Source organism: Leptospira kobayashii, from assembly GCF_003114835.2.
GTDB classification, from domain to species: domain Bacteria; phylum Spirochaetota; class Leptospiria; order Leptospirales; family Leptospiraceae; genus Leptospira_A; species Leptospira_A kobayashii.
Map to the genome: position 1 here is coordinate 1672257 of NZ_AP025028.1, position 19880 is coordinate 1692136.

Consider the following 19880-nt stretch of genomic DNA (forward strand, 5'->3'; position numbering starts at 1 on the left):
ACGGTATTTGTGTTATGGTGGAGGTAGTTGGGAATATTCTATCCCCGCCCTGAATTTGGGTGGGGTACTAGACCCGCCACCCAATGTGTTCCTTTTATCATAAGCCTTGATTTTCCTCAAATCCAAACCGGAAAATCGGAGAAATTCTTTTAAAAAGTTCGCTTTTCTGCCCGGATTTTTAAAAATAGTTTGACCCTATGTAGTTTAATATTAAACTATTAATCGTCTAAATAACTAAAGGATACCAATTATGTTAGAAACATTACTTGCTACAACGAATGATATTGCTCCCTTGATTCTAAGAATTACTCTTGGGATCGTGATTTTTCCTCACGGAGCTCAAAAACTACTCGGATGGTTTGGAGGATACGGATTCAAAGGAACTTACGGATTTTTGACAAGCCAGGCTGGCCTTCCCGGAATCATTGCTGCACTTGTGATTATCGGTGAATCGTTCGGATCGGTGGCACTCATCTTGGGACTACTCACTCGATTTTCCGCCATTTCCATTGCGGTGATTATGATTGGCGCTGCGTTACTTGCCCATAGACAAAATGGATTTTTTCTCAATTGGTTTGGTGCTCAAAAAGGCGAAGGATATGAATTCCACCTACTTGCAGCAGGACTTGCAATTGGAGTTGCAATCAGCGGTGGGGGAGCTTTCTCACTCGACCAAATCATATTACAAGCATTATAAACCTAATTTACTTTTATTAAACCATCTAACGTTATGTAATGTTAGATGGTTTTCTTTTTTTACAATCTTTCGAATCGTTCTCTCTTTTGAAAAAAAATCAAACTTACGTGGTTCTACTTAAAACTTAGTCCGAGTTTTGTATTTATACGTATAGATATTGCTTTTTATTATATTAATATATACTTATTATTTGGGAGTGCATTATGAAAAAGAAATTTATGTTTTTGGCAACAGCATTGGTATTAGCAGTGTTTGTATCGGTAAATTGTAAGAAAGACGAAAAAGATGATTCGACAGGAGTTGCTGCATTACTACTTGCTGCTTCCGGTTCGGGCAGTTCAACATCCAATTGTGTTAATCTTCCTTCCAAGTGGACGGGGACAGGAGGAACTGTACCAGGAGTTTATAATTGCACTGTTTCCGGTAAGGTTTATACCTGCATACCGACAAGCGGAAGCACTGTAGTGGTTACATATGCAAGCGGCACGGCAGGTGCTTTGGGGCCTGTTGATTTTCCAGGATTGACCAATCAGTATGCAACTAGAGGTATCACATCGAAATTGGTCGGTACTTCCAATAATACATTTACGTATAATACCTCCAATCAACAGACAGCTCATGATGTGGGATCGGGCACGATAACCGTTTCCAATTATGATTCCAACGGATTTCCTAAATCGGCAAGCAATGGATTTACGATTACATATACATATGCTTCCGGAGGAAAAATTCCAAGCACAGTTGCCTTTCAAGGTAATGAATATACTTACGACTCGAAAGGGTGGCAATCCAAGTATGCGTTTGATCCTACGATTGCAAATGTAATTACAACTATAACAGCAGAAGGTTCTTTGAGTATTTGCAACTAGTTTGGTAAGGTAAATATAAAAGTGATTCTCGTTCCTTCTTGGGGACGGGAATCGATTAAAAACTGTGCATTATGAGCTTCTACAATTCTTTTAACGGAAGACAATCCGAAGCCATGTCCGTTTTGCTTTGTTGTGGATAGTTTTTCCAAATGGATCTTTTCCAAAATTTCTTTACTTATACCTTCTCCGTTATCGCTGAAGATAAGATAAAGAAGTCCGTTTTCTTTTTCGGATTGAATTTTAAACCAACCGGAATAGGGAACTGCATCGTAAGAATTGCGTGCCAGATTTAAAATCGCAGATTTGATTTTGAAAGGATCGATCGTCAGATTTTCCTTATAATTCAGTTCATAGATAAGTTCGATTTCTTTGTTTTGAAATAGATTTATAATATCCGGTCGCAACGAATTAAGATAAGATTCGATCGGGATTTCCGATTTTTTCAAATGAAATTGGTTTTTGGCAAAATCAAGTATATTCTCCGTTATATTTCTGATTTCCTCCAATTCTCTTTTTAAATGGGAATCCGCATTCGGATTGGAAAATTTCAAACTAAGAAGTCTACTTTGGATGTCATGAACGATTTCCGAAGTGAAATGACCGACCACGGCGAGTTTATCTCTTTGTTTTCTTTTGATTGATTCCTTTAACAGATATTTCATTTTTTCTTTGCTTTTCAAACTGAACCTGTAGGTTTTGCTTGATTCCCTTGCCAGATAAAATGCTTGTATGAATACAAATACGAACATTCCGAAAGAGATTGTGTTGGTGGTATTGACCAAATGCATATAATATAAAATATCGTTAATTGCAAAAATAAAAATAAAGCTCATTCCGATAAGCAGCAGTTTCACTCCTTCCGCTTTTTTTCGTATGATCGCTCTACCGCATGCCACATAGTGATAAATGGAAAAAGTAAGGTAAATCAGATCAAATAGGCCCAATGTTTTCGAAAATACCGATACGGGAAATACGATAACAACTCCTACAAAACACAAACAAAGTGATGCCGCCGCATTCGTAAGTTGTCCGGATATGACTTCGGGAAATATCAAATGCATATAACGGTAGAATAGTGGGCAAGCAAGATAAAAACTTAAGTAGTCTAACTTTACGATTACACTCCATGGAGTTTCTGGAAACAGATAGAGTAGAATCCTTTCATCACTGACTAAAGGACGAATACTGGAAACGAGAGCAGTCAATCCGAAATACAAAAGACTTTTTTCTTCATTACGTATCCAATAGAATAACAAATGTAATATTCCAGTGATGAACAGTGCTCCGAATAAGAACAAGTCGTAGCTCAATCGGATCCAAGTCGATTTTTGCATCGAATCCGCCAAACCGATAACAGGCGGTTTCCATATCCCGCCTATCGTATGTTCAAAGTTGGAAGCATGGATGAGAAGCTCTATGTTTTGGTTCGTGACTTTCGGGAGAATGACTGTCTTTTTTTCCCATCGGGGAATCGAATTTTCTTCGGATTGGGATGGATTACCGGACTGAACCAGAAATTCACCGTTTACATACACTTTATACGCAGTATCCGCTTCACTGAGATGGAGTGCTAGTTTCGAATTTTCTTGTAATTTGGCCGGGAGTAAGATATGTAAACGATATGTCGCAAAACCGTAACTAGAGTTAGTTGATTGATTCCAGTAGGAAGGCATGCGTAAATAGGATTTTTCTTTTTTCTCTTTTCCCGGTTCCAGCCAATCCATCCAATAAAATTCCCAGTCACCCGAAAGTTCAATCTGGTCTTTGGTTTCAGGATTCCATGCGGAAAGATCCAAATATCCCAATTTTGCTCTCTCGGAAAAAAAAGATTCCGATGAACAATTTGTTGCTATTATTAGAAACAGAAAAATGTAATATTGTCTTGTTCTCTCAAAAAAGAAAGTCATGATCCGCTTTTATCTGATAGATGACCATCCTGCAATTCGTAAAGGGATTCAGTCAATGATTCAAAATATTCCCGATTTCAGTTTAGTGGGAGAAGCTTCTTCGGCGGAAGAGGCGATCGCTGATTTTTCATTTAAAAAAATCGATATTCTGATTTCCGATATGATTTTACCGGGACAAAACGGTCTCGTGATTTTTGAAAAGATTAAAGCCCTTCAGCCTCATGCCAAAGTGATTTTTATTACGATGATGAAAGATTGGGATATGGTGAAAAAAGCGTATTTGCTCGGTGCTGATGGCTATATTCTCAAAGATAGTGATTCGGAATACATTGAAGCATCCGTTAAGGAAATCATTGCAGGTAAAAAAGTTTTTCCGGACGGAATGGTGTCCATTTTGCCCTTGGGATCCGAATGGGAAGATACAAGAGCCAAATTGCAGGATCTCTCCAAAAGAGAAAAAGAAATATTGGAGCTAATCGCCAAAGGAAATTTGAATCGTGAGATTGCTGAAAAACTAGGCATAAGTATCCGAACCGTGGAAGGCCATAGATCCAATCTAATTGAAAAGTTAAACTTGAATTCCGCACAGAGTTTGGTTCGGTTTGCAGCGAAAGTTTTCGGCTAAAAGTCAAAAATTTATTTTTGCAATTCCAAATACGGAGTAAATGTTTCTTGGACAAAAATCCTACTGGATTTCGAAACAGGTAGTAAACAAAATGACATCGGCAAAATATGAACGTGAAAGTACCGAAAGCATTTGGGTCTTCCTTGCATCTTATTCTTGTTTATTTTTCCATTGCCGTCTTATTTTTATTTTGTAAGTCCCCCGATTTGGACAATCAATGTGATTCTACATCCAAAACGTACCTTGATTTACTTACCTTAGAATCTTTTTTTGAAATAGATCTGAATCCTTGTATCAAATTGCCGGATAAAACTGTTTGCGAACTTTCCATTTTACAATCGATTCAGACGAAATATTGGTATTTGGTTCAAAATGAACTAAAATTGCAGGCTGCTCTGGGGACAGGATCACCTACGACTAGTTTTGTGCCATCTCCTACAACCGGAACCGCCAAATGGTTGGGAGGAGTTCTCGCACCGAATGGGAAGATTTACGGGATTCCTTACCATGAAAGTAATATTCTGGTGTTTGATCCGGTAACAAACACTTCTAAATTAATCCCTTCTCCTCTCACCGGAACCGCCAAATGGGAAGGAGGAGTTCTCGCACCTAACGGGAAAATATACGCGATCCCCAGGGATGCCGCTTCCATATTGGTGATTGATCCGGTGACCGATTCGGTAAGTACATTTCCTTCCCCGGTGACTGGCACTGCGAAATGGCGTGGAGGGGTACTCGCTCCCAATGGAAAGATATACGGATTACCTGTAAATGAAAGTTCCATATTAGTCATTGATCCTTCCGCAAACATAGCTTATAGTTTTGCTTCTCCTGTGACGGGAACAAATAAATGGGAAGGAGGAGCCCTTGCACCCAATGGAAAAATTTACGGTATCCCCCTTGATACCGATCAGATTTTAATCATCGATCCGACAAATGATACCGCCACAACCGTTCCCAGTCCGAAAACAGGTCTTGGAAAATGGAGACAGGGAGTTCTTACTTCTAGTGGTTTGATTTTCGGGATTCCTTCTACGGAGAATACGTTTATGGTCCTCAATCCATCAACTAATTCAAGTTACTATTTGAATCTGTCGGTATCAGGAACCAGCAAATGGCGCGGAGGGGTTTTAGCCCCTGATGGTAAAATCTATACTATGCCTGCCGATGCATCCGAGGTTTTGATTTTTGATCCTGAAACATACGTTAGTTCAACAGTGCCTGGCGGAGCCTCTTTCGGAAACAAATGGGGGGACGGAATTTTGACTTCTTCCGGAAAAATATATACAATACCTCATACGAACAACGACTTTCTTCAGATCGACACCGCCGCAAAAGGCAAATTTTGCAACTCTATATTGTTAAGCGGTTATTTCAACAGGTATTGAACTGAAAAAACATACGGAAAAAGTTCGTTTCCTACGAGGGATTTTCGACGTAGGGAAGATGGGTAGTATTAGTTATGAATAAGTAGACGTAACTACTTTTTCGTGAAAGAAGTTTGTAGCTAAAAATCTAAGGTTCTTCGAAATTGAAAAAAGTATTATCTTGGAAAATCGAACTTACAAGATAATCAAATCTTCCCGGAACGGGATCATCAGGATGAATACGTGAGCAGACCTTTTAGAGTGCTGGGCATTCAACAAATAGCAATCGGCGGCGAATCGAAAGAAAAACTTTCCAAATTTTGGGTGGAAATTATGGGACTTACAAAAGTTTCGGAATACCAAAGTGAAAAGGAAAATGTAAATGAAGACATTCTCTCCATGGGGAAGGGACCTTATAAAGTTGAGATTGACTTGATGCAACCGATTGATCCGAACAAGAGTCCCAAAGTTCATGATCCTAAACTCAATCATATCGGTCTTTGGATTGATGATCTGGCGAAAGCTGTTGAGTGGCTCGGTTCCCAAGGAGTTCGTTTTACTCCCGGAGGGATTCGCAAAGGTGCGAGCGGGTTTGATGTATGTTTCATCCACCCGAAGGGAAACGAAGAGTTCCCCTTATCGAGTGAAGGAGTGCTTGTGGAACTGGTCCAAGCTCCTGCCGATGTGATTCAGGCCTTAGGATAGTTTTTTTTATCCTTAGAAGTAACAGTCCAAACAAAATATAGAATCAAGGCGAGTGTGGTGAGAATCACAAATTGTGCTAAATGCACGACTGTGGCATATACAAACCCCTCGCCAGGATCTCTCCCCAATAGAATAAATCCGGAAATTACAGACGCATGGAAGACTCCTATCCCGGAAGGAGCGGAAGGAATCGCAACTCCCATCGCACCTACAAAGATAAATAACAGACATTCCATTGCAGTGAAATCCATTCCGATCAATTTTCCTGTGACCCAATAGCTGATCGCATAACCGAAGGCCCAAGTGGGAAGACAAAGCAAAAGAGGTTTGATTAGTTTATCTCCGCGTAAAAAATCACTGAATTCCACCAAATGATGATCCAGTTTTGTTTCATATAGCGATTGTTTGTTGATAATGGAAAATAACTTTTTGAATAGATTGCGAATCGGTTCCAGAAATAATCTGAGCGAAACTAGTGCAACGATCATTGCAACAATCACTGTCCCCGATACTAAAATCAGACTTAGGTTCTTGGCTTCACCCAGTCCTAAAAAAATCAGTGCAACCGCACCAAGAACCACTACTGTTCCCAGATCCATCACCTTTTCCAAAAATAGTTTTGAAACCAAGTTGGGCAAAGGAAGACCGGAATCATTTTTGTTTATGATCAATCGTACGACATCCCCTCCGCGTGCAGGAAGTACCATATTGAGTCCTACACCTGTGATGGAAGAAACAAAGGAAGCCCAGAGACTGATTTTTTTATCCAAGAGAAAATACCAACGCAAGGAAAAAGGAATGAAAGCCCAGAGATTGGTAAATATAAGAAGCACAAAGTATTCCCATCGAATATTTCCTTTTATCCTTTCAAACTCCTTTAGATCGAAATTTTTAAGAAGAAAAAAAATTGCGATCCCGGAAACAGTCGCACCTAAAATCCATTTTTTCATAAATCCTTTTCCTTTTGTATATTAAATGATCAAATCTTTGTCTTATCCTGGTGGCCAGGCCAGATGTCTACCGGCTAACATGTGAAAGTGAAGGTGAAAGACCGTTTGTCCTCCGTCCTTTCCGCAGTTATTTACGATCCGATAACCTTTTTCGTTGACTCCGAATTGGAATGCAAGTTTCGGAATCTCTGTAAAAATTTTAGAAATGATTCCCGCATTTTCTTCCCTTATTTCGTTTGCGTTTGTTATATGTTTTTTGGGAATGATCAGTAGATGCAAAGGTGCCTGCGGTGTAATATCATGAAATACCAAAATATCTTCATCTTGGTATTCGATTTTTGCGGGAATTTGTCCTTCCGCGATTTTACAAAAAATACAATCATCGTTCATTCTGGTCCTCTCATTCCGTGGGAAAAAACCAAACTTGCTGCGCCGAGACTACCCGCCAAGTTCTTTCCCCGTTTTATCTTCAATCTTTCATTTAGAACCGGAAAGATCCTTGCTCTGATCTTGTGAGAAAGATCCTCTCCGAATTGATCCCAGGATTCGGTAATACCTCCTACAAATACAACTCCTTCCGGATTGAGTAAATGTATGGCATTTCGAACGGTTTCGGCAAGGCAGAGAATGCCGAATCTTAAAATTTCTTTTGCGTCTTTGTCTCCGGCTTTTACCAAATCGAAAAAATCGGCGGCATTCGTCAGACGATTGTTTGTTTTTTCGGCATAACGGTTGATGAATCCTCTTGTGGAAAAATAACTTTCAACGCAACCTTTTTGCCCACAACCGCAGATTGCACCGTCTATAACGGATGTCATGTGGCCGATCTCGATCCCGTTTCCTTTGTATCCTGAAAAAAGTTTTCCCTTGTCAACAAACCCGCCGCCGATACCTGTTCCCAGAGTGAGGACAAGCAAGGATTCATAAGATTTCGATTCACCGAAATAAGATTCACCTAATGCAGCACAGTTGGCATCGTTTTCGTAATAAACGGGTAATGAAAAACGATCACGAACTGTTTTTGAAATAGGTACGTTTTTTAATAAGGGAAAATTGGCGCTGGATAGCAAATAACCCGTTTCCGAATCCAAAGGCCCGGGAGAACCTATGCCGATCCCACGAATGTTTTTTTCCTTTAACAAGGGACTGATGGTATTTTGAACGATTTCTAAAAATCGGGCATTGGATAATTCTCCGCTTGTTTGCAGAACCGATTTGTCCAATTCTTCGCCAAGCCGATTGAATAAACCTGCTTTGACCGATCCGCCGCCGATGTCTACACCAATGGCCAGGTCTTCTTTCATTTTCCTTTGATTACCTGGTCGAATTTTCCCGACTTCATTTCATAGATCGTTTGCGCATCGAAAGCGAGTTTCATATCATGAGTCACTAAAATGATGGATAGGTTTTTTTTGTTAAATTCATTTAGCAGAAGTTGCACGAGATAACTGTTTTCAGGATCCAAATCCCCTGACGGTTCATCCGCCAAAAGAATCGAGGGTTCGTTGATCAGTGCACGTGCAATTGCCGTTTTTTGAATCTGCCCTCCGGAAAGCTCCCGGGGAATCATATGTTGGATGGATTCCAATTTCAAATGGCCGAGAAGATAATCGCATTTTCTTTGGTATTCTGCATTTGAAAATTTACGGGTGAATAATCCGGGAAGAAGTATGTTTTCCCGAATGCTGAGGTTTCCTACAAGTTCGGAAAATTGGAAAACCAAACCGAAATCACGCGCTCTGATTTCCGCAAGCTCTCTTTGGTTCAAAGAACTTAGGCGGCGGTTGTCGTAGAGAATATCTCCTTCCGTAGGAGATAACATTCCGGTCAGCAGAGAGAGGAGGGTTGTTTTTCCCGAACCGGAAGGACCGATGATGGCAACGTAATCCCCTTGATTCACATCGAAAGATACGGATTGTACGGCAGCTTCTTCGGTGTATCTTTTGACCAGATTGTGGACTCGGAGTAACATTATTTTTGTCTCCGAATGGATTTATATGGATCTGTAAAAGTAGTTAGGCCTACAGTGGGTATGGAAATTAGGAAACCGAATAGGACGAGAAAGGCAAACCCTGAAAAAACTGCCAAAACTTCCTTACTCAAATGAGTGGGATTCAGATCGATTAGGAAATAGCTGGAAATAACGCCCAAAACCGCACTCGGTAAAAATAAGCAGAAAAGAGCCAAAGTATGCAGCCAGATACATCCGGTTCTATTTCCCCCGACAGCCATCATGACTCCGATATCTCCGATTCTATGAAGGGTGTGGAAGAAAAAGAGACTCGCAATCGAACTCAAGCTTGTGTAAAAAAGAATTTGCGGACTTTGCTCAAAGGAAACGATACTAGATAGAGAGATACTTCCAAAAAGATGGAAATGAAGACGCACGGAGATAAAAAACAGAAGGAACAGTACCGATGCTACGCTACCGTAGGCAATCGAGTAGAGGCGGTCTCGGAGGAGAATCCTCCAGGCAAACGAAAAATACGAAAGTGGCGTCACGATAGAGTCATAATTGTCCTGTTGGCGATTTTTTCCAACATTAAATAGGACCAAGGGAAGTAGGCGAATTTGGCATTTTTTATCTTTGTTGGTACGGCAGTCATCCTACTCGGATTTTTGCTTAGTTTTATCATCACACAGAAAAGGGACAGCTATAGTAAGGCGCTCGGCCTGGCAGCGCTAGGAAACTATCTGGATGCGCGTGCGATGGTACGCGAAAAATTGGAAGAAGACCATCAAAACCCATACGGCCATTTTGTGATGGCAAAAATTTATTCGATGGAAAATGACCCGTTGAATGAAGCAAAACATCTTGAAATTATAAAGAAAAACAACCGTTATACGAAAGAAATCGATTTGGTCACTGTTTCCAACCGGGTTGCAGATATATATTATAATAAAGACTATTTTGAAGAGTCCTTTTTTCACTATCTTGATACTTTACAATCGGATAGATCCAATCCGGTGGCATGTATGCGCTTGGGTTTTATGGCTCTGGGACAAAAAGAATTCAAAATCGCGGATCATTTTTTTTCCAGATTGCCCGAAGAAAAAATGAACTCGTCTCTATATTTTATTGCGAAAGGTGTGATCTCAGGTGTGACCGGAGCAGGAAAGGAAAGAGGGTATTTTGAGAAAGCATATGATTTGGAAAAATCAGCAGTCTCCGGATTTTTATATGCGCTCTCGCTTTCCCGTGAGAACAAACACAAAGAGGCAGTAAAGATCGGAACTGCCGTCGCGGATCAAATAGAAGACGAATACGTCCGTTATACGATCTTTCAATTTTTAATGACGGAAGCAATTCTCCAACAGAATTTTCCCGACGCTTTGAAATACTCGCGACTGTGTATGGAAATGGCAAGGTTAAACGGTTGGACGAGTGAGATGATAGAAAGCAATATTCATTTTTCCATGGTTTCCATCTACATGGGTCGTTATGATGAGATTTCCGAGTATTTGATCGAGGCGGAAAGCGAAAGATTGGATGATCCGGAAGTCATAGCACTTGCCAATCTCAAATACAAATTGGAAAGAGGGGTTGGAAATATGGATTCACTTTCCAATGAATATGATCTTCCAAAGGAATTGAGTCTTCTTTCCGTTAGCCTATTTCCTAACTCCCGTTATTTTGAATTGAGTGGAATGAGATCTTCCAAGCCCTTTAATCTGAAGGGACTTGTGGATGAGAATGGAAAAAAACTAGCAGGCAAATTGGACATGGTAGGCAAAGATAAGTTCGAAAAATTTATCGCCATGACCGGAACTCAATTTAAAAACCAGGTGACTCGAATGATACTTAGTCTCGGATACAGAGTCACCAAAGAACTTGCCAATCCGGAAGGAGACGGTGTCAATCTGCTTTGTTCTTCGAAAGAGGATGTGAATCAAAGAGCATTGTTTCGAGTCAGAAAATGGAAAGATGCAAAAGTGTCCGATGTATTTATCCGGGATATGATTCAACAAATGGAAGAAGGAGGCGCCACCAAAGGATGCATCATTGGAAACTTTGAGGTCACTGAGGGTGGAAAAAAAATGATCGCATCCAGCGGCAATTCCATGGAGATCATTACCGGCGACAGGTTTGAAGAATTACTCGATCGTACAATGTAAATGAGACTTTTGTATCTTATCATACTGATCGTAGGATTTTCTTTTGTCGGATGCAATTCCAAAGTAGCGATGGAAAAAACGCCTAAAACTGCGGATATCCCACCCAAGGAGAATCCGAATTGTCCCATTCCTTTGCAAATAGGAAAGCTATACGGTCGTTATGCGGATAAGGAAGAAGCAAAACGGATTTATATTGAAATTGAAAAGTTGCTTAGATCCATCTGCCTCGGTCATTTGAATGATTTACCCGATATGATCTTTCCAAAGATGGGATTGTTTGTAGATGCCAAGGCACATTGGACTCGGGAAGAAGTTGTTTCCGATCTAAAGAACAAAGACGGGTATTTCAATGTATATTTTTTCGATTCGGACCGTTTGGATGAAAAAAAGGGGAGCCGGGGAAATCTTACCATCCAACAAGCATTGGTTAGCTCCGGAGGAATTTCTATCGATTTTCATTTTGATTCCGCTCTGGAATCGGAGCTGCAGTTTCGGTTTTCCGAAAATCCCAAAAATGTACGTTATCTGATCAATCCCATTTTCGGAAAATTCGAAGGCAAATGGATGTTGCTTCGGATGTTTTGATTTTGGGTTCCTTTTCCTTCGCAGCTTTGTGAAAACGATTTTATTAAAAATGATGGTAAATTTCAATCAAAACAAAAGCGAAAGTTTATATCTATCAGTCTATAAGAATAAAGATCGGTTTTTAAGAAGAGGCATATGGGTTTAAAAGAAGGTGTGATCGGAGTAGTCGAAAAGGTTTTGAACTTTTCGACAATGAAGGCGGTGAGAGTCGAAGTTTTATCCGATGAGTTTCGTTTGGTGGAATGGGAAAGTCCCGGATTTAAGAAAGTGGATTGGAAGCCGGGAGATAAAATTCAAATCGGATCAAGTTTGCAATTTCGTACTTATACACCTGTGTCTTTGGATAAGGATACCGGTAAAATGGAAATTTTAACCTATTTTCATAATAGGGATTCTTTGGCAGGAAATTGGATTCAATCATTGAAAGTAGGAGATGAATTTCAATACTTCGGTCCCAGGGGATCACTTGCAATTTCAGAATGCAATTTTCCTAATATATATTTTTTCGGAGACGAAACTTCCTTCGGAGTTGCTTCCAATTTGAAAAAAGCGAAACCGGAAACCAATATCCGTTTTTTCTTTGAAGTTACTAGACCAGCTTCTGCCAAAGCAGCCATCGATAAGCTAGAGTTAGGTGAAGTGGTTTTGGTTCCCAAAGAATCCGATGATTCACATTTAAAAAAAATCATTGCCGGCTTTCAAAATAATTCCATCGATTATAAAAATTCCAATTTTATACTTACCGGAAAAGCTCAGTCCATTCAGGCGATTTTGCCTCCTATCAAAAAGGAGTCAGTCCCTTCACGCAATATCAAAGTGAGGGCCTATTGGTCTCTCGGTAAAAAAGGATTGGACTAACGCTCGCTTGTCGTTAGTTATATAAATACGAAATTTATGGTTCAAAAGAAAATACTTGTCATACAAGGTCATCCCGATCGGGAAAGTTTCTGTTTTGCCTTGGCAGAGTCCTATAAAAAAAGTGCAGTGGAGGCAGGACATTCTGTGGAAGAAATCCGTCTCCGGGATCTAAAATTCAATCCTATCTTGGAATACGGTTATAGAAAGAGAACCGAGTTGGAATCGGATTTGCTGGACTCCCAGAAAAAAATCCTTTGGGCGGATCATATCGTTTGGATATACCCTGTTTGGTGGGGTTCCGTACCAGCACTCTTAAAAGGATTTTTGGACCGGGTTTTGATTCCTGGTTTCGCTTTTAAAAAACGGGAAGGTTCCGTTTGGTGGGATAAATTTCTGACGGGGCGTACTTCTAGAATCATCTCCACCATGGATCAACCTGCATGGTATTTTTGGCTTATATATGGAGAACCTAGCAATCGTATGATGAAGCGCACCGTACTAGAGTTTTGCGGAATTAAACCGGTTCGGGTGACTTCAATCGGGCCGATTCGGATGTCTTCGGAAAAGTTCCGAATGAAATGGTTGGAAAAAGTAGGAACACTGGGTAAAAAAGGGATTTGATGGAATAATCAATATCCGTATCAAGAATGTATTTCTTCGGTTCGGAACTTATTTCGTTATGACTTTTTTTACAATTTCTCCGGCTTCCAAATCGGGAGACTCTTTACGAATTAAGTCTACTTCCCGTTTTGCGGTTTTTTCATCGTAACCTAATTGAATCAATGCGAGAATGGCGAGATCGTCTTGGACATGCGCCGGACCGAAATCCTTTCCGGAGTCGTCTTGTAGAAAAGATTCCAATTTTTTGAGGTTTTGCTTGATCTCGAATAATATCTTTTCCGAAGTTTTGCCTTTGACTTTAGGGATTTTTTCCAACGTTTTTCTATCGTCAGCTTGCGCAATTTGGTATAGATCATCGGCACGAAAAAAGGAAAGTATCTTAAGCGCCGTCAATTCTCCTATTCCGTGAAGTGATTTGATTAATTTGAATAGCTCACGATCTTTGTTTGTTTGAAATCCGAAAAGTTTTTGGCCTCGGTCGGAGATAGAATGAAAGCAGTGGATAAAGATTTCTTTTCCGATGGATTCTCTTAATTCCAAATGCAAAGGGAAGGGAATCATCACTTCGTATCCCACTCCGGAAACTTCTATCAGAATAGAATCCAAATCGAGTCTGAGTAGGTTTCCTCTTAAGCTTGCAATCATACCGGATGTCTTTTAAGTTTAAAATCTCAGCCTCTTACCGCAAGCATATAAATGATAAGGGTTTAAAATAGCGAATCGGTTATATGTTCCAAATGGATGGATCGGTTCTATTTTGCCAAACTTCCTTGGCAAGCGTTGACCATTTTGTAATCTCTTGCAACGGAACTTTAGGATTTGTTTTCGATTCCAAGCCGATCTCAGCTTTGGTTTGGTCCAAAACCTTGATGAAAGAACCCGCTTTCGATTCATCACCTAACTTAATCGAGCAAACCACGATCAGATAACAAACTTCGAATTCATATGTTTTTTCGGGAAAATCGGAAAGTCGAAATACTTCTTCCAAATCCGCGACTGCTTTTTTCAGCAATTCCAAATCTTCCGTTTTGTTGTATTTGTAATTCAAACAGAATAGTCTCACATACCGGTGAGCTCGCTTGATCATGGAATATGGAATTTTAGCACCTAACTCCGTGCTCGCCTTATGTATCGCGAGATTTACGCTCAATAAAACCGCTTCGGGAGTTCTGGGATGGACGAAAGATTCCGCGCTAATGGAAGGAGTGTTAAACTCAGATTTGATTTTTTTGGTGTTTTGTTCCCAATATTCCAAAATCTTTTTATCCGTTTCTGTATGTTTGTCGGTATGAGAAATACTTCCATGAAAATTGAAATCGGTTTTGGAAGCACCGGTGTAAAAACAAATGGGACAAACGGTAAACTGCAATTCATTGAAGTCCAAATGAATGTATTTCGGATTGTCATCGTAAACGGGAACTTCGAAAATATTATGATGGATGGGAAGAGTTTTTGCCTTTAAAGTATAGTTTTTAACTTCTTCATAACTACAAACCGGACATTGTACGTCTTGTAGAATGACGGCGCTTATTTGTTTTGTCTCTTCTTTCTCTATCACTACTATCCTCCGGATAATCTTTCTCTTTCTTTCTCCATCATTTCTTTGGATCGAATCGTGTATTCAAGGATTAATTTTTGTTCTTTTTCGTTATAGGAAGAGAGTAGTGTTTCGGCACTGTTCGAAAGATTTCCGAAGATCTCTCCTATGAGTGAAAAGAATTTGGGATTCATTACGGGATGTACTAGTACTTTCCTTCTGTCTTCCGGATCATTCTTTCTGATTACCAAATTTTTTTTTTCCAACCGGTCTATGAGCGAAGTGATAGCTCCTGTGCTAAGTCCCGTTAGACGAGATAGCTCTCCTGCCGTTTGTGCTCCTTTCGTAAGTAGGAAATCCAAACATTTATGATCTGTTATATGGAGTCCGAGTTTTTCTGCTACTTTTTGGTGAAAGAGTATGGTCGCAGTACTTAAATTTTTGGATTCCTTTAGGTAGGATTCAAGGACGGATTCTTTGGATTTAGATGTTTTTTTTTCTTGCATATATCTTGATAGTTAAGTATCTTGATTGTTAAGATAATTTACAATCAAGGAAATTACAAATGAATGCACTTACAGAAACTGACAAGAAAGAATTTTACCAGGAAGGACTTGGCAAATGGTATTCTTGGGATTCCCCCATAGGACTTTCCGTCGCCATGATCTCCGCCACTTTGAGTCTCGCAGGGCTAGTCGGGACCATTCTTGTCGGTGTCCATTATTTGAAGTCCGCGTTTTAGGTTTAGATACGAAAGAAAGGAGAAAGACAAAATTCTCCTTTTCTTTCCCTCTATTTTAAGAGAAACCTTCTTTCATGGGTTCTCTGCATTTGATAGAAAGGTTCATCTTAGGACTATTTGTATCCTTTTTGTTTTGTTTCGGATGTTCCGGAGTAGAACAAACGAAGGTTAATGTACAGGACGGATTTTTGGATTTAAGTTCCTTTCGGATGGAAGATAGGAATGTGTTCCAGTTAGACGGTAATTGGGAGTTTTATTGGAACGATAGTTTTGAAGATATAAAGGATAAAAATAGAATCCTCTCCGATTCGTTTATTCAAGTTCCGGGATCTTGGATAGAAGGAGGAAAATATCCTAAAGAGGGAAAAGCAGTATATCGATTGAATGTAATTACAAAGCCTGGCTCAAACGTTTTGGCTTTAAAGCTTTATGAGTTTCCCGAAAGTTACAAATTGTACGTCAATCGTAGATTGATACACGAAAACGGAAAGTATTCTCTTTCCAAAGAGAAGAGACAACGATCTCTAGTCCGTCCTTTTCTATCGTTCCCCAATGAGAATGGAAAAACGGAAATCATTATCGAAGCGATAAATTTCGAAGATAAAAATCCAGGTCCTAGAAGACCGATCTTATTCGGTTTGGAAAAGAATATCCGTAAAGTTCAAAATTACCAGCTGTTTACCGATATATTCAGTTTGGGAATTCTATTCATTATGGGAATTTATCATCTCGGTTTATTTCTCTTGAGAAGAAAAGATAAGGGAGTTTTACTCTTCGGAATATTCTGTCTTACTATGAGCTTTAGGATTCTAGTTACCGAAGAACATTATTTGCACCAATGGTTTCCTGAAATGAATAGTTTCTTCGAACAGGTTTTGGATGTGAGCTCATTTTTAGTACTGCCTCCCATTCTTATCGGAATATTCTCCACATTTTTTCGAAATGAAGTGGATCGAAAATATCTGCCATTTGTATATTTTGTCTGCCTATTTTTATCTTTGTCTTTTCTGATTACGAGATGGGAGTTTATATTTCTAGCTTACCTTGTGTTATCATTTGCAATCGGTTTGTATCTTTTCTATGTGCTTTTGCGTTGTGTGAATGCGGGACGGATCGGATCACGTGTTTTTTTGTTCGGCTGGCTTGTCTTTATCGGAACCGTCGTTTGGGATTTGTTATCATACACCAATATCATTCGAAGCATTTACATTAGCCATTTGGGATTTTTGTTTTTTATCATTTCCCAAGCCTATTTTTTATCCATTAAATTTGATCGTGCACTTTCGACTGCAGAGGAACTTACTGAAAAATTGGATCTGAAAGTTCAGGAAAGAACGAGCGAATTGAATCAAAGTTTGGAATTGATCCGATCCGATCTGAATATGGCCAAAAAAATCCAGGAAGCGATTTTAAGAAAAAGAGAATTGAAATTGAACCGATTGAAGGTTACGGAAGTGAGTATTCCTTTTTCGGAAATAGGGGGAGATATTTATTTCGTAAGAGAGATTTCTCCCGGTTATGTGAGAACTTTTATCGCGGACGCAACGGGACACGGAGTGCAAGCTGCGTTGATTACGATGATGATCATCAGCGAATGTGAAAAAAGGATCAATTCCTTGCAATTGCCTTCCGAAGTGCTAAAAAGTATCAATGAAAATTATACGAACAAATACAATGAATTGAATTTGTTTTTTACATGTTTTATTTTGGATTTTGATTTTACCAATCAATTGATCCACTATAGTTCCGCAGGCCATCCCATTCAGTATTTAGTAAGAAATTCCGAAATCATTTCTCTCAAAACAAAAGGTAGATTGATCGGGTATCACGAATCGGAAGAGTATTCTCATTCCAGTTTGCCGATTGTAAGTAAGGACAAGATACTTTTATTTACGGACGGATTGTACGAAGAATCGGATAGGGAAGGTGATATCTTCGGGGAATCCAGATTGAAAGATATCATTTCTAAGAATGCTTATAAAAATTCGGAAGATATCATCGAAAAGATTTTGGAAGAGGTGAAGAAATTCAGAGACGGACAAAAAACGGTAGATGATATTACTATCTTAGGACTGGATCTTTTGGAATCAAATCTTTGAAATAAAATCCCGGCGCCTTTTTTTCCGAAGGAGGTTGAAAACAATTATCGTCATCCTTCGTTCCCACTACGGGATAGGTTCTGTAAACGGATTCTCCTAAAGAAAACCGAATGGGAGTTTTGAAAATGGGTCCGTCGTATACAAAGGAATGATATTCTCCGTTTTCTCCGCAAGGATCAACATTCTTAGGAAGGTCTTTCAAAAAATCACGATCGATCTCTCTTCCTGAGAAGGAAGAATCCAGATAACTATCGTTAATACAGACCAAAACCGCTTTAAATCCCAAATCTATGAATTCATGTATGAGATCAGTCGTGTCCCTTTTCCAAATGGGAAATACTGCTTTCCATCCCATGATTGCCAGCTGGTCTTCTCTGTATTTCTTCAAGTCTTCTAAAAAGATATCTCCGAATATCGAATGACCAATTCCTCTCTCCGACCATTCTTTTATTTTAGCTCCGAGGATGGATTCGTATTCGCTCATACTAGGATGTTCCGGAAGCAGTACTTGATCCAAAGGGATACCGATACTTGCCGCTTGTTCTTCCAGGAGCGATCCTCTTACTCCGTGCATGCTGATTCGATCGACGGAATGATTCATGGATGTGAGTAAACTTTGAATATCATATTCATTGTTTTTTAAAATATGATAAAGAGCGAGGGAGGAATCCTTTCCTCCGCTCCAATTGAAGATCGCCTTGGGTTTCATTTTCGGATTATAGTTTGTCAGCTTCCGCTTGGTATTTCGCGGATTCTTCCTGCGCTTTGTCGGCAAGATCTTTGTATTTTTTCTGATTTTCTGCAGAAGCCGCAGCTTTTCCACCTTGCGGTTGTTTGGAGATCGCTTCGTATTTTGCAGCTAATTCTTTATAATCTACCGCTCTTTTCGCAAAATAGCTTTTGGTCGTTTTGCGTGCTTCCGGAGTCACTGCTTCCTTGAGAAAGAGTTTTTCCAATTCTGAGATGGCGAAGATTTGGGTCGTGAGAAATAGAATGGATAAAAGGAATATTTTTTTCATAGGTCTCTCCTGGTACGTCAGACTGCCTTTTTTTGAACTTCTTACAATCAGAAAATGGAGTTCTCGTTTAGAAAAAGATACTATAACGTATATCCATTTTCAAGTACTGAGGGTCCAAACTTCTGGTTTGGTAGCCAGGGTCATCGCTTTTTAGTCCCATAGACATTCCCGGTTTATGCGGATCCGGATCTTTACGTTGGTACCCTGTGATTAGAATATGCGCAAGCGAAACCAGATAAACCGCGCCTACCATGGTAAGAGATGTTTGTAATGCATATTGTCTTTCTCTTACATTCTCCGCATTATGGGAGTTCACTAATGTTCCCGCATAATAGGGGACTGATGTTGCGTTAGGATCCATCAAACGAAATGCAGTCACAGTGTTGGACTGTATGCGAAAATGATCTCTGGAAGATTGATAGAGATCTTGTTTGTCCAATGCGAAGAGGGATGTGCCTAAAAAAGCGGCTAAATAGGTTGATCCTGTTTTAGTATCCCCTGCGTACAAATGTCCCCAACCGGGAAGTAGTGCTTGCCTCCAAAACAGAGACCACATAGCCGGAGGAGTGTAATCCGACTTCGTAGTTTTATCCTTATCTTTTGCATTTGGGTCTTGGTTGGAATCGGTTTCATTCGTGGCAATGTCTTCATCAGACTTAATAATGGATGCGGACTGAATCGGAATTTCCACAGGTTCCGATTTTGGATTTTCCAAAACCAATTTATAATCTTTGTTTTTATTCAATTTGGAAGATTCTACTTTGACAATGCTTGTTTTGTGGTCGGAAGTTGTTTCTAGTTCTACGGGAATTTTTTTGCCGTCCTGGATGATATAGGCTTTTGTCCCTTCGTAAAAATTATCACCGGATATTGTAAGTATATCTTTTCCATTTTCTCTTTTGGCAAGAGTTGACTGCGAACGAACGATAGGTGAACTGACTTGGCGCACAACCAAATCCTTCCAAGAGGAAAACTTAGCAAGTTTCCTGAATTTATTATACACTCCGATTCTGTATGTATAAGTTCCTATTCCCAAAGGGAAACTGGCGGAAGGTTCTGAGGTTTCTTTTGTAAGGACTTTTCCTTTTGCGTCTTTGACTTCAATGCTATAACCGGAAGCATTTTCGATCGGTTTCCATTGAATGGTATGATTTGTTTCTCCAAATAAGCTCATACTCAAGGA

Annotated in this window: 23 protein-coding genes; 11 read left to right on the plus strand and 12 right to left on the minus strand. The window is 39.7% G+C overall.

Annotated elements, in window-relative coordinates; translation table 11 throughout:
* Nucleotides 1-250: 250 nt before the first annotated feature.
* Together DI077_RS07300 and DI077_RS07305 are read left to right on the plus strand one after the other, a co-directional pair.
* Nucleotides 251-697 carry a DoxX family protein gene (locus DI077_RS07300; RefSeq protein WP_109018938.1) on the plus strand — a complete coding sequence of 149 codons (447 nt, stop codon included), beginning with the start codon at nt 251-253 and terminating at the stop codon, nt 695-697.
* A gap of 203 nt (nt 698-900) precedes the next feature.
* A complete protein-coding gene (locus DI077_RS07305) occupies nt 901-1566 on the plus strand; it encodes a hypothetical protein (RefSeq protein ID WP_109018939.1) in 666 nt (221 codons plus the stop codon).
* Here DI077_RS07305 and DI077_RS07310 read toward each other — a convergent pair.
* A complete protein-coding gene (locus DI077_RS07310) occupies nt 1563-3371 on the minus strand; it encodes a sensor histidine kinase (protein ID WP_167837088.1) in 1809 nt (602 codons plus the stop codon). The two genes, DI077_RS07305 and DI077_RS07310, sit on opposite strands and share 4 nt — an antisense overlap.
* 100 nt (nt 3372-3471) lie before the next feature.
* Between DI077_RS07310 and DI077_RS07315 the strand changes: the two genes are divergently transcribed.
* From DI077_RS07315 to DI077_RS07325, 3 genes are all read left to right on the plus strand, one after another.
* Nucleotides 3472-4098, plus strand: a complete 627-nt coding sequence (locus DI077_RS07315) for a response regulator (protein WP_109018941.1) — start codon at nt 3472-3474, stop codon at nt 4096-4098.
* 107 nt (nt 4099-4205) lie between these two features.
* Complete coding sequence (locus DI077_RS07320) at nt 4206-5486, plus strand: NHL repeat-containing protein (RefSeq protein ID WP_242935398.1); 1281 nt, start codon at nt 4206-4208, stop codon at nt 5484-5486.
* 222 nt (nt 5487-5708) lie between these two features.
* Entirely contained in the window at nt 5709-6170 is a 462-nt protein-coding gene (locus DI077_RS07325) for a VOC family protein (protein WP_109018942.1), read from the plus strand.
* Here DI077_RS07325 and DI077_RS07330 read toward each other — a convergent pair.
* From DI077_RS07330 to DI077_RS07350, 5 genes are read right to left on the minus strand one after another with little or no spacing between them, the layout of a single operon-like run.
* Nucleotides 6155-7120: a lysylphosphatidylglycerol synthase transmembrane domain-containing protein gene (locus tag DI077_RS07330; RefSeq protein ID WP_109018943.1), complete on the minus strand. Its 966-nt coding sequence runs from the start codon at nt 7118-7120 to the stop codon at nt 6155-6157. The genes DI077_RS07325 and DI077_RS07330 overlap by 16 nt on opposite strands.
* Before the next feature lie 42 nt (nt 7121-7162).
* Entirely contained in the window at nt 7163-7510 is a 348-nt protein-coding gene (locus DI077_RS07335; RefSeq protein ID WP_109018944.1) for a histidine triad nucleotide-binding protein, read from the minus strand.
* On the minus strand, nt 7507-8424 hold the full coding sequence (locus DI077_RS07340) for an ROK family protein (protein WP_109018945.1): 918 nt from the start codon (nt 8422-8424) through the stop codon (nt 7507-7509). The genes DI077_RS07335 and DI077_RS07340 overlap by 4 nt, the downstream gene beginning before the upstream one ends.
* Nucleotides 8421-9092, minus strand: coding sequence for an ABC transporter ATP-binding protein (locus DI077_RS07345; protein WP_109018946.1), 672 nt, complete (start codon nt 9090-9092; stop codon nt 8421-8423). The genes DI077_RS07340 and DI077_RS07345 overlap by 4 nt, the downstream gene beginning before the upstream one ends.
* Nucleotides 9092-9418, minus strand: a complete 327-nt coding sequence (locus DI077_RS07350; RefSeq protein WP_242935399.1) for an FtsX-like permease family protein — start codon at nt 9416-9418, stop codon at nt 9092-9094. Before DI077_RS07350 ends, DI077_RS07345 begins: the two co-directional genes overlap by 1 nt.
* Nucleotides 9419-9691: 273 nt before the next feature.
* On the opposite strand from DI077_RS07350, the gene DI077_RS07355 reads away from it, so the two are divergent.
* The 4 genes from DI077_RS07355 (at nt 9692) to DI077_RS07370 (ending at nt 13300) form a co-directional block, all read left to right on the plus strand.
* The gene (locus DI077_RS07355) at nt 9692-11236 is read left to right on the plus strand and encodes a restriction endonuclease (protein WP_109018947.1); all 1545 of its coding nucleotides are present in this window, start codon (nt 9692-9694) and stop codon (nt 11234-11236) included.
* Entirely contained in the window at nt 11237-11821 is a 585-nt protein-coding gene (locus DI077_RS07360; protein ID WP_109018948.1) for a hypothetical protein, read from the plus strand.
* Between the two features lie 135 nt (nt 11822-11956).
* On the plus strand, nt 11957-12679 hold the full coding sequence (locus tag DI077_RS07365; RefSeq protein ID WP_109018949.1) for a siderophore-interacting protein: 723 nt from the start codon (nt 11957-11959) through the stop codon (nt 12677-12679).
* 36 nt (nt 12680-12715) lie between these two features.
* Entirely contained in the window at nt 12716-13300 is a 585-nt protein-coding gene (locus tag DI077_RS07370) for an NAD(P)H-dependent oxidoreductase (protein ID WP_109018950.1), read from the plus strand.
* Nucleotides 13301-13348: 48 nt separating this feature from the next.
* Here the strand turns inward: DI077_RS07370 and ruvA are convergent, their stop codons facing one another.
* From ruvA to DI077_RS07385, 3 genes are all read right to left on the minus strand, one after another.
* Nucleotides 13349-13945, minus strand: coding sequence for a Holliday junction branch migration protein RuvA (gene ruvA, locus DI077_RS07375; RefSeq protein ID WP_109018951.1), 597 nt, complete (start codon nt 13943-13945; stop codon nt 13349-13351).
* A gap of 79 nt (nt 13946-14024) precedes the next feature.
* Nucleotides 14025-14858, minus strand: a complete 834-nt coding sequence (locus DI077_RS07380) for a DUF2225 domain-containing protein (RefSeq protein WP_167837090.1) — start codon at nt 14856-14858, stop codon at nt 14025-14027.
* A gap of 2 nt (nt 14859-14860) precedes the next feature.
* A complete protein-coding gene (locus DI077_RS07385) occupies nt 14861-15343 on the minus strand; it encodes a MarR family winged helix-turn-helix transcriptional regulator (RefSeq protein ID WP_109018953.1) in 483 nt (160 codons plus the stop codon).
* Nucleotides 15344-15402: 59 nt separating this feature from the next.
* Between DI077_RS07385 and DI077_RS07390 the strand changes: the two genes are divergently transcribed.
* Both DI077_RS07390 and DI077_RS07395 read left to right on the plus strand, forming a co-directional pair.
* Complete coding sequence (locus tag DI077_RS07390; protein ID WP_167837091.1) at nt 15403-15579, plus strand: hypothetical protein; 177 nt, start codon at nt 15403-15405, stop codon at nt 15577-15579.
* Between the two features lie 74 nt (nt 15580-15653).
* Nucleotides 15654-17678: a PP2C family protein-serine/threonine phosphatase gene (locus DI077_RS07395; protein ID WP_109018954.1), complete on the plus strand. Its 2025-nt coding sequence runs from the start codon at nt 15654-15656 to the stop codon at nt 17676-17678.
* On the opposite strand, the gene DI077_RS07400 is transcribed toward DI077_RS07395, so the two are convergent.
* From DI077_RS07400 to DI077_RS07410, 3 genes are all read right to left on the minus strand, one after another.
* Entirely contained in the window at nt 17641-18387 is a 747-nt protein-coding gene (locus DI077_RS07400) for a Dph6-related ATP pyrophosphatase (protein WP_109018955.1), read from the minus strand. The genes DI077_RS07395 and DI077_RS07400 overlap by 38 nt on opposite strands.
* A gap of 7 nt (nt 18388-18394) precedes the next feature.
* Entirely contained in the window at nt 18395-18697 is a 303-nt protein-coding gene (locus tag DI077_RS07405; protein WP_109018956.1) for a hypothetical protein, read from the minus strand.
* A gap of 67 nt (nt 18698-18764) precedes the next feature.
* On the minus strand, nt 18765-19871 hold the full coding sequence (locus tag DI077_RS07410) for a hypothetical protein (protein ID WP_135354833.1): 1107 nt from the start codon (nt 19869-19871) through the stop codon (nt 18765-18767).
* Between the last annotated feature and the right edge of the window lie 9 nt (nt 19872-19880).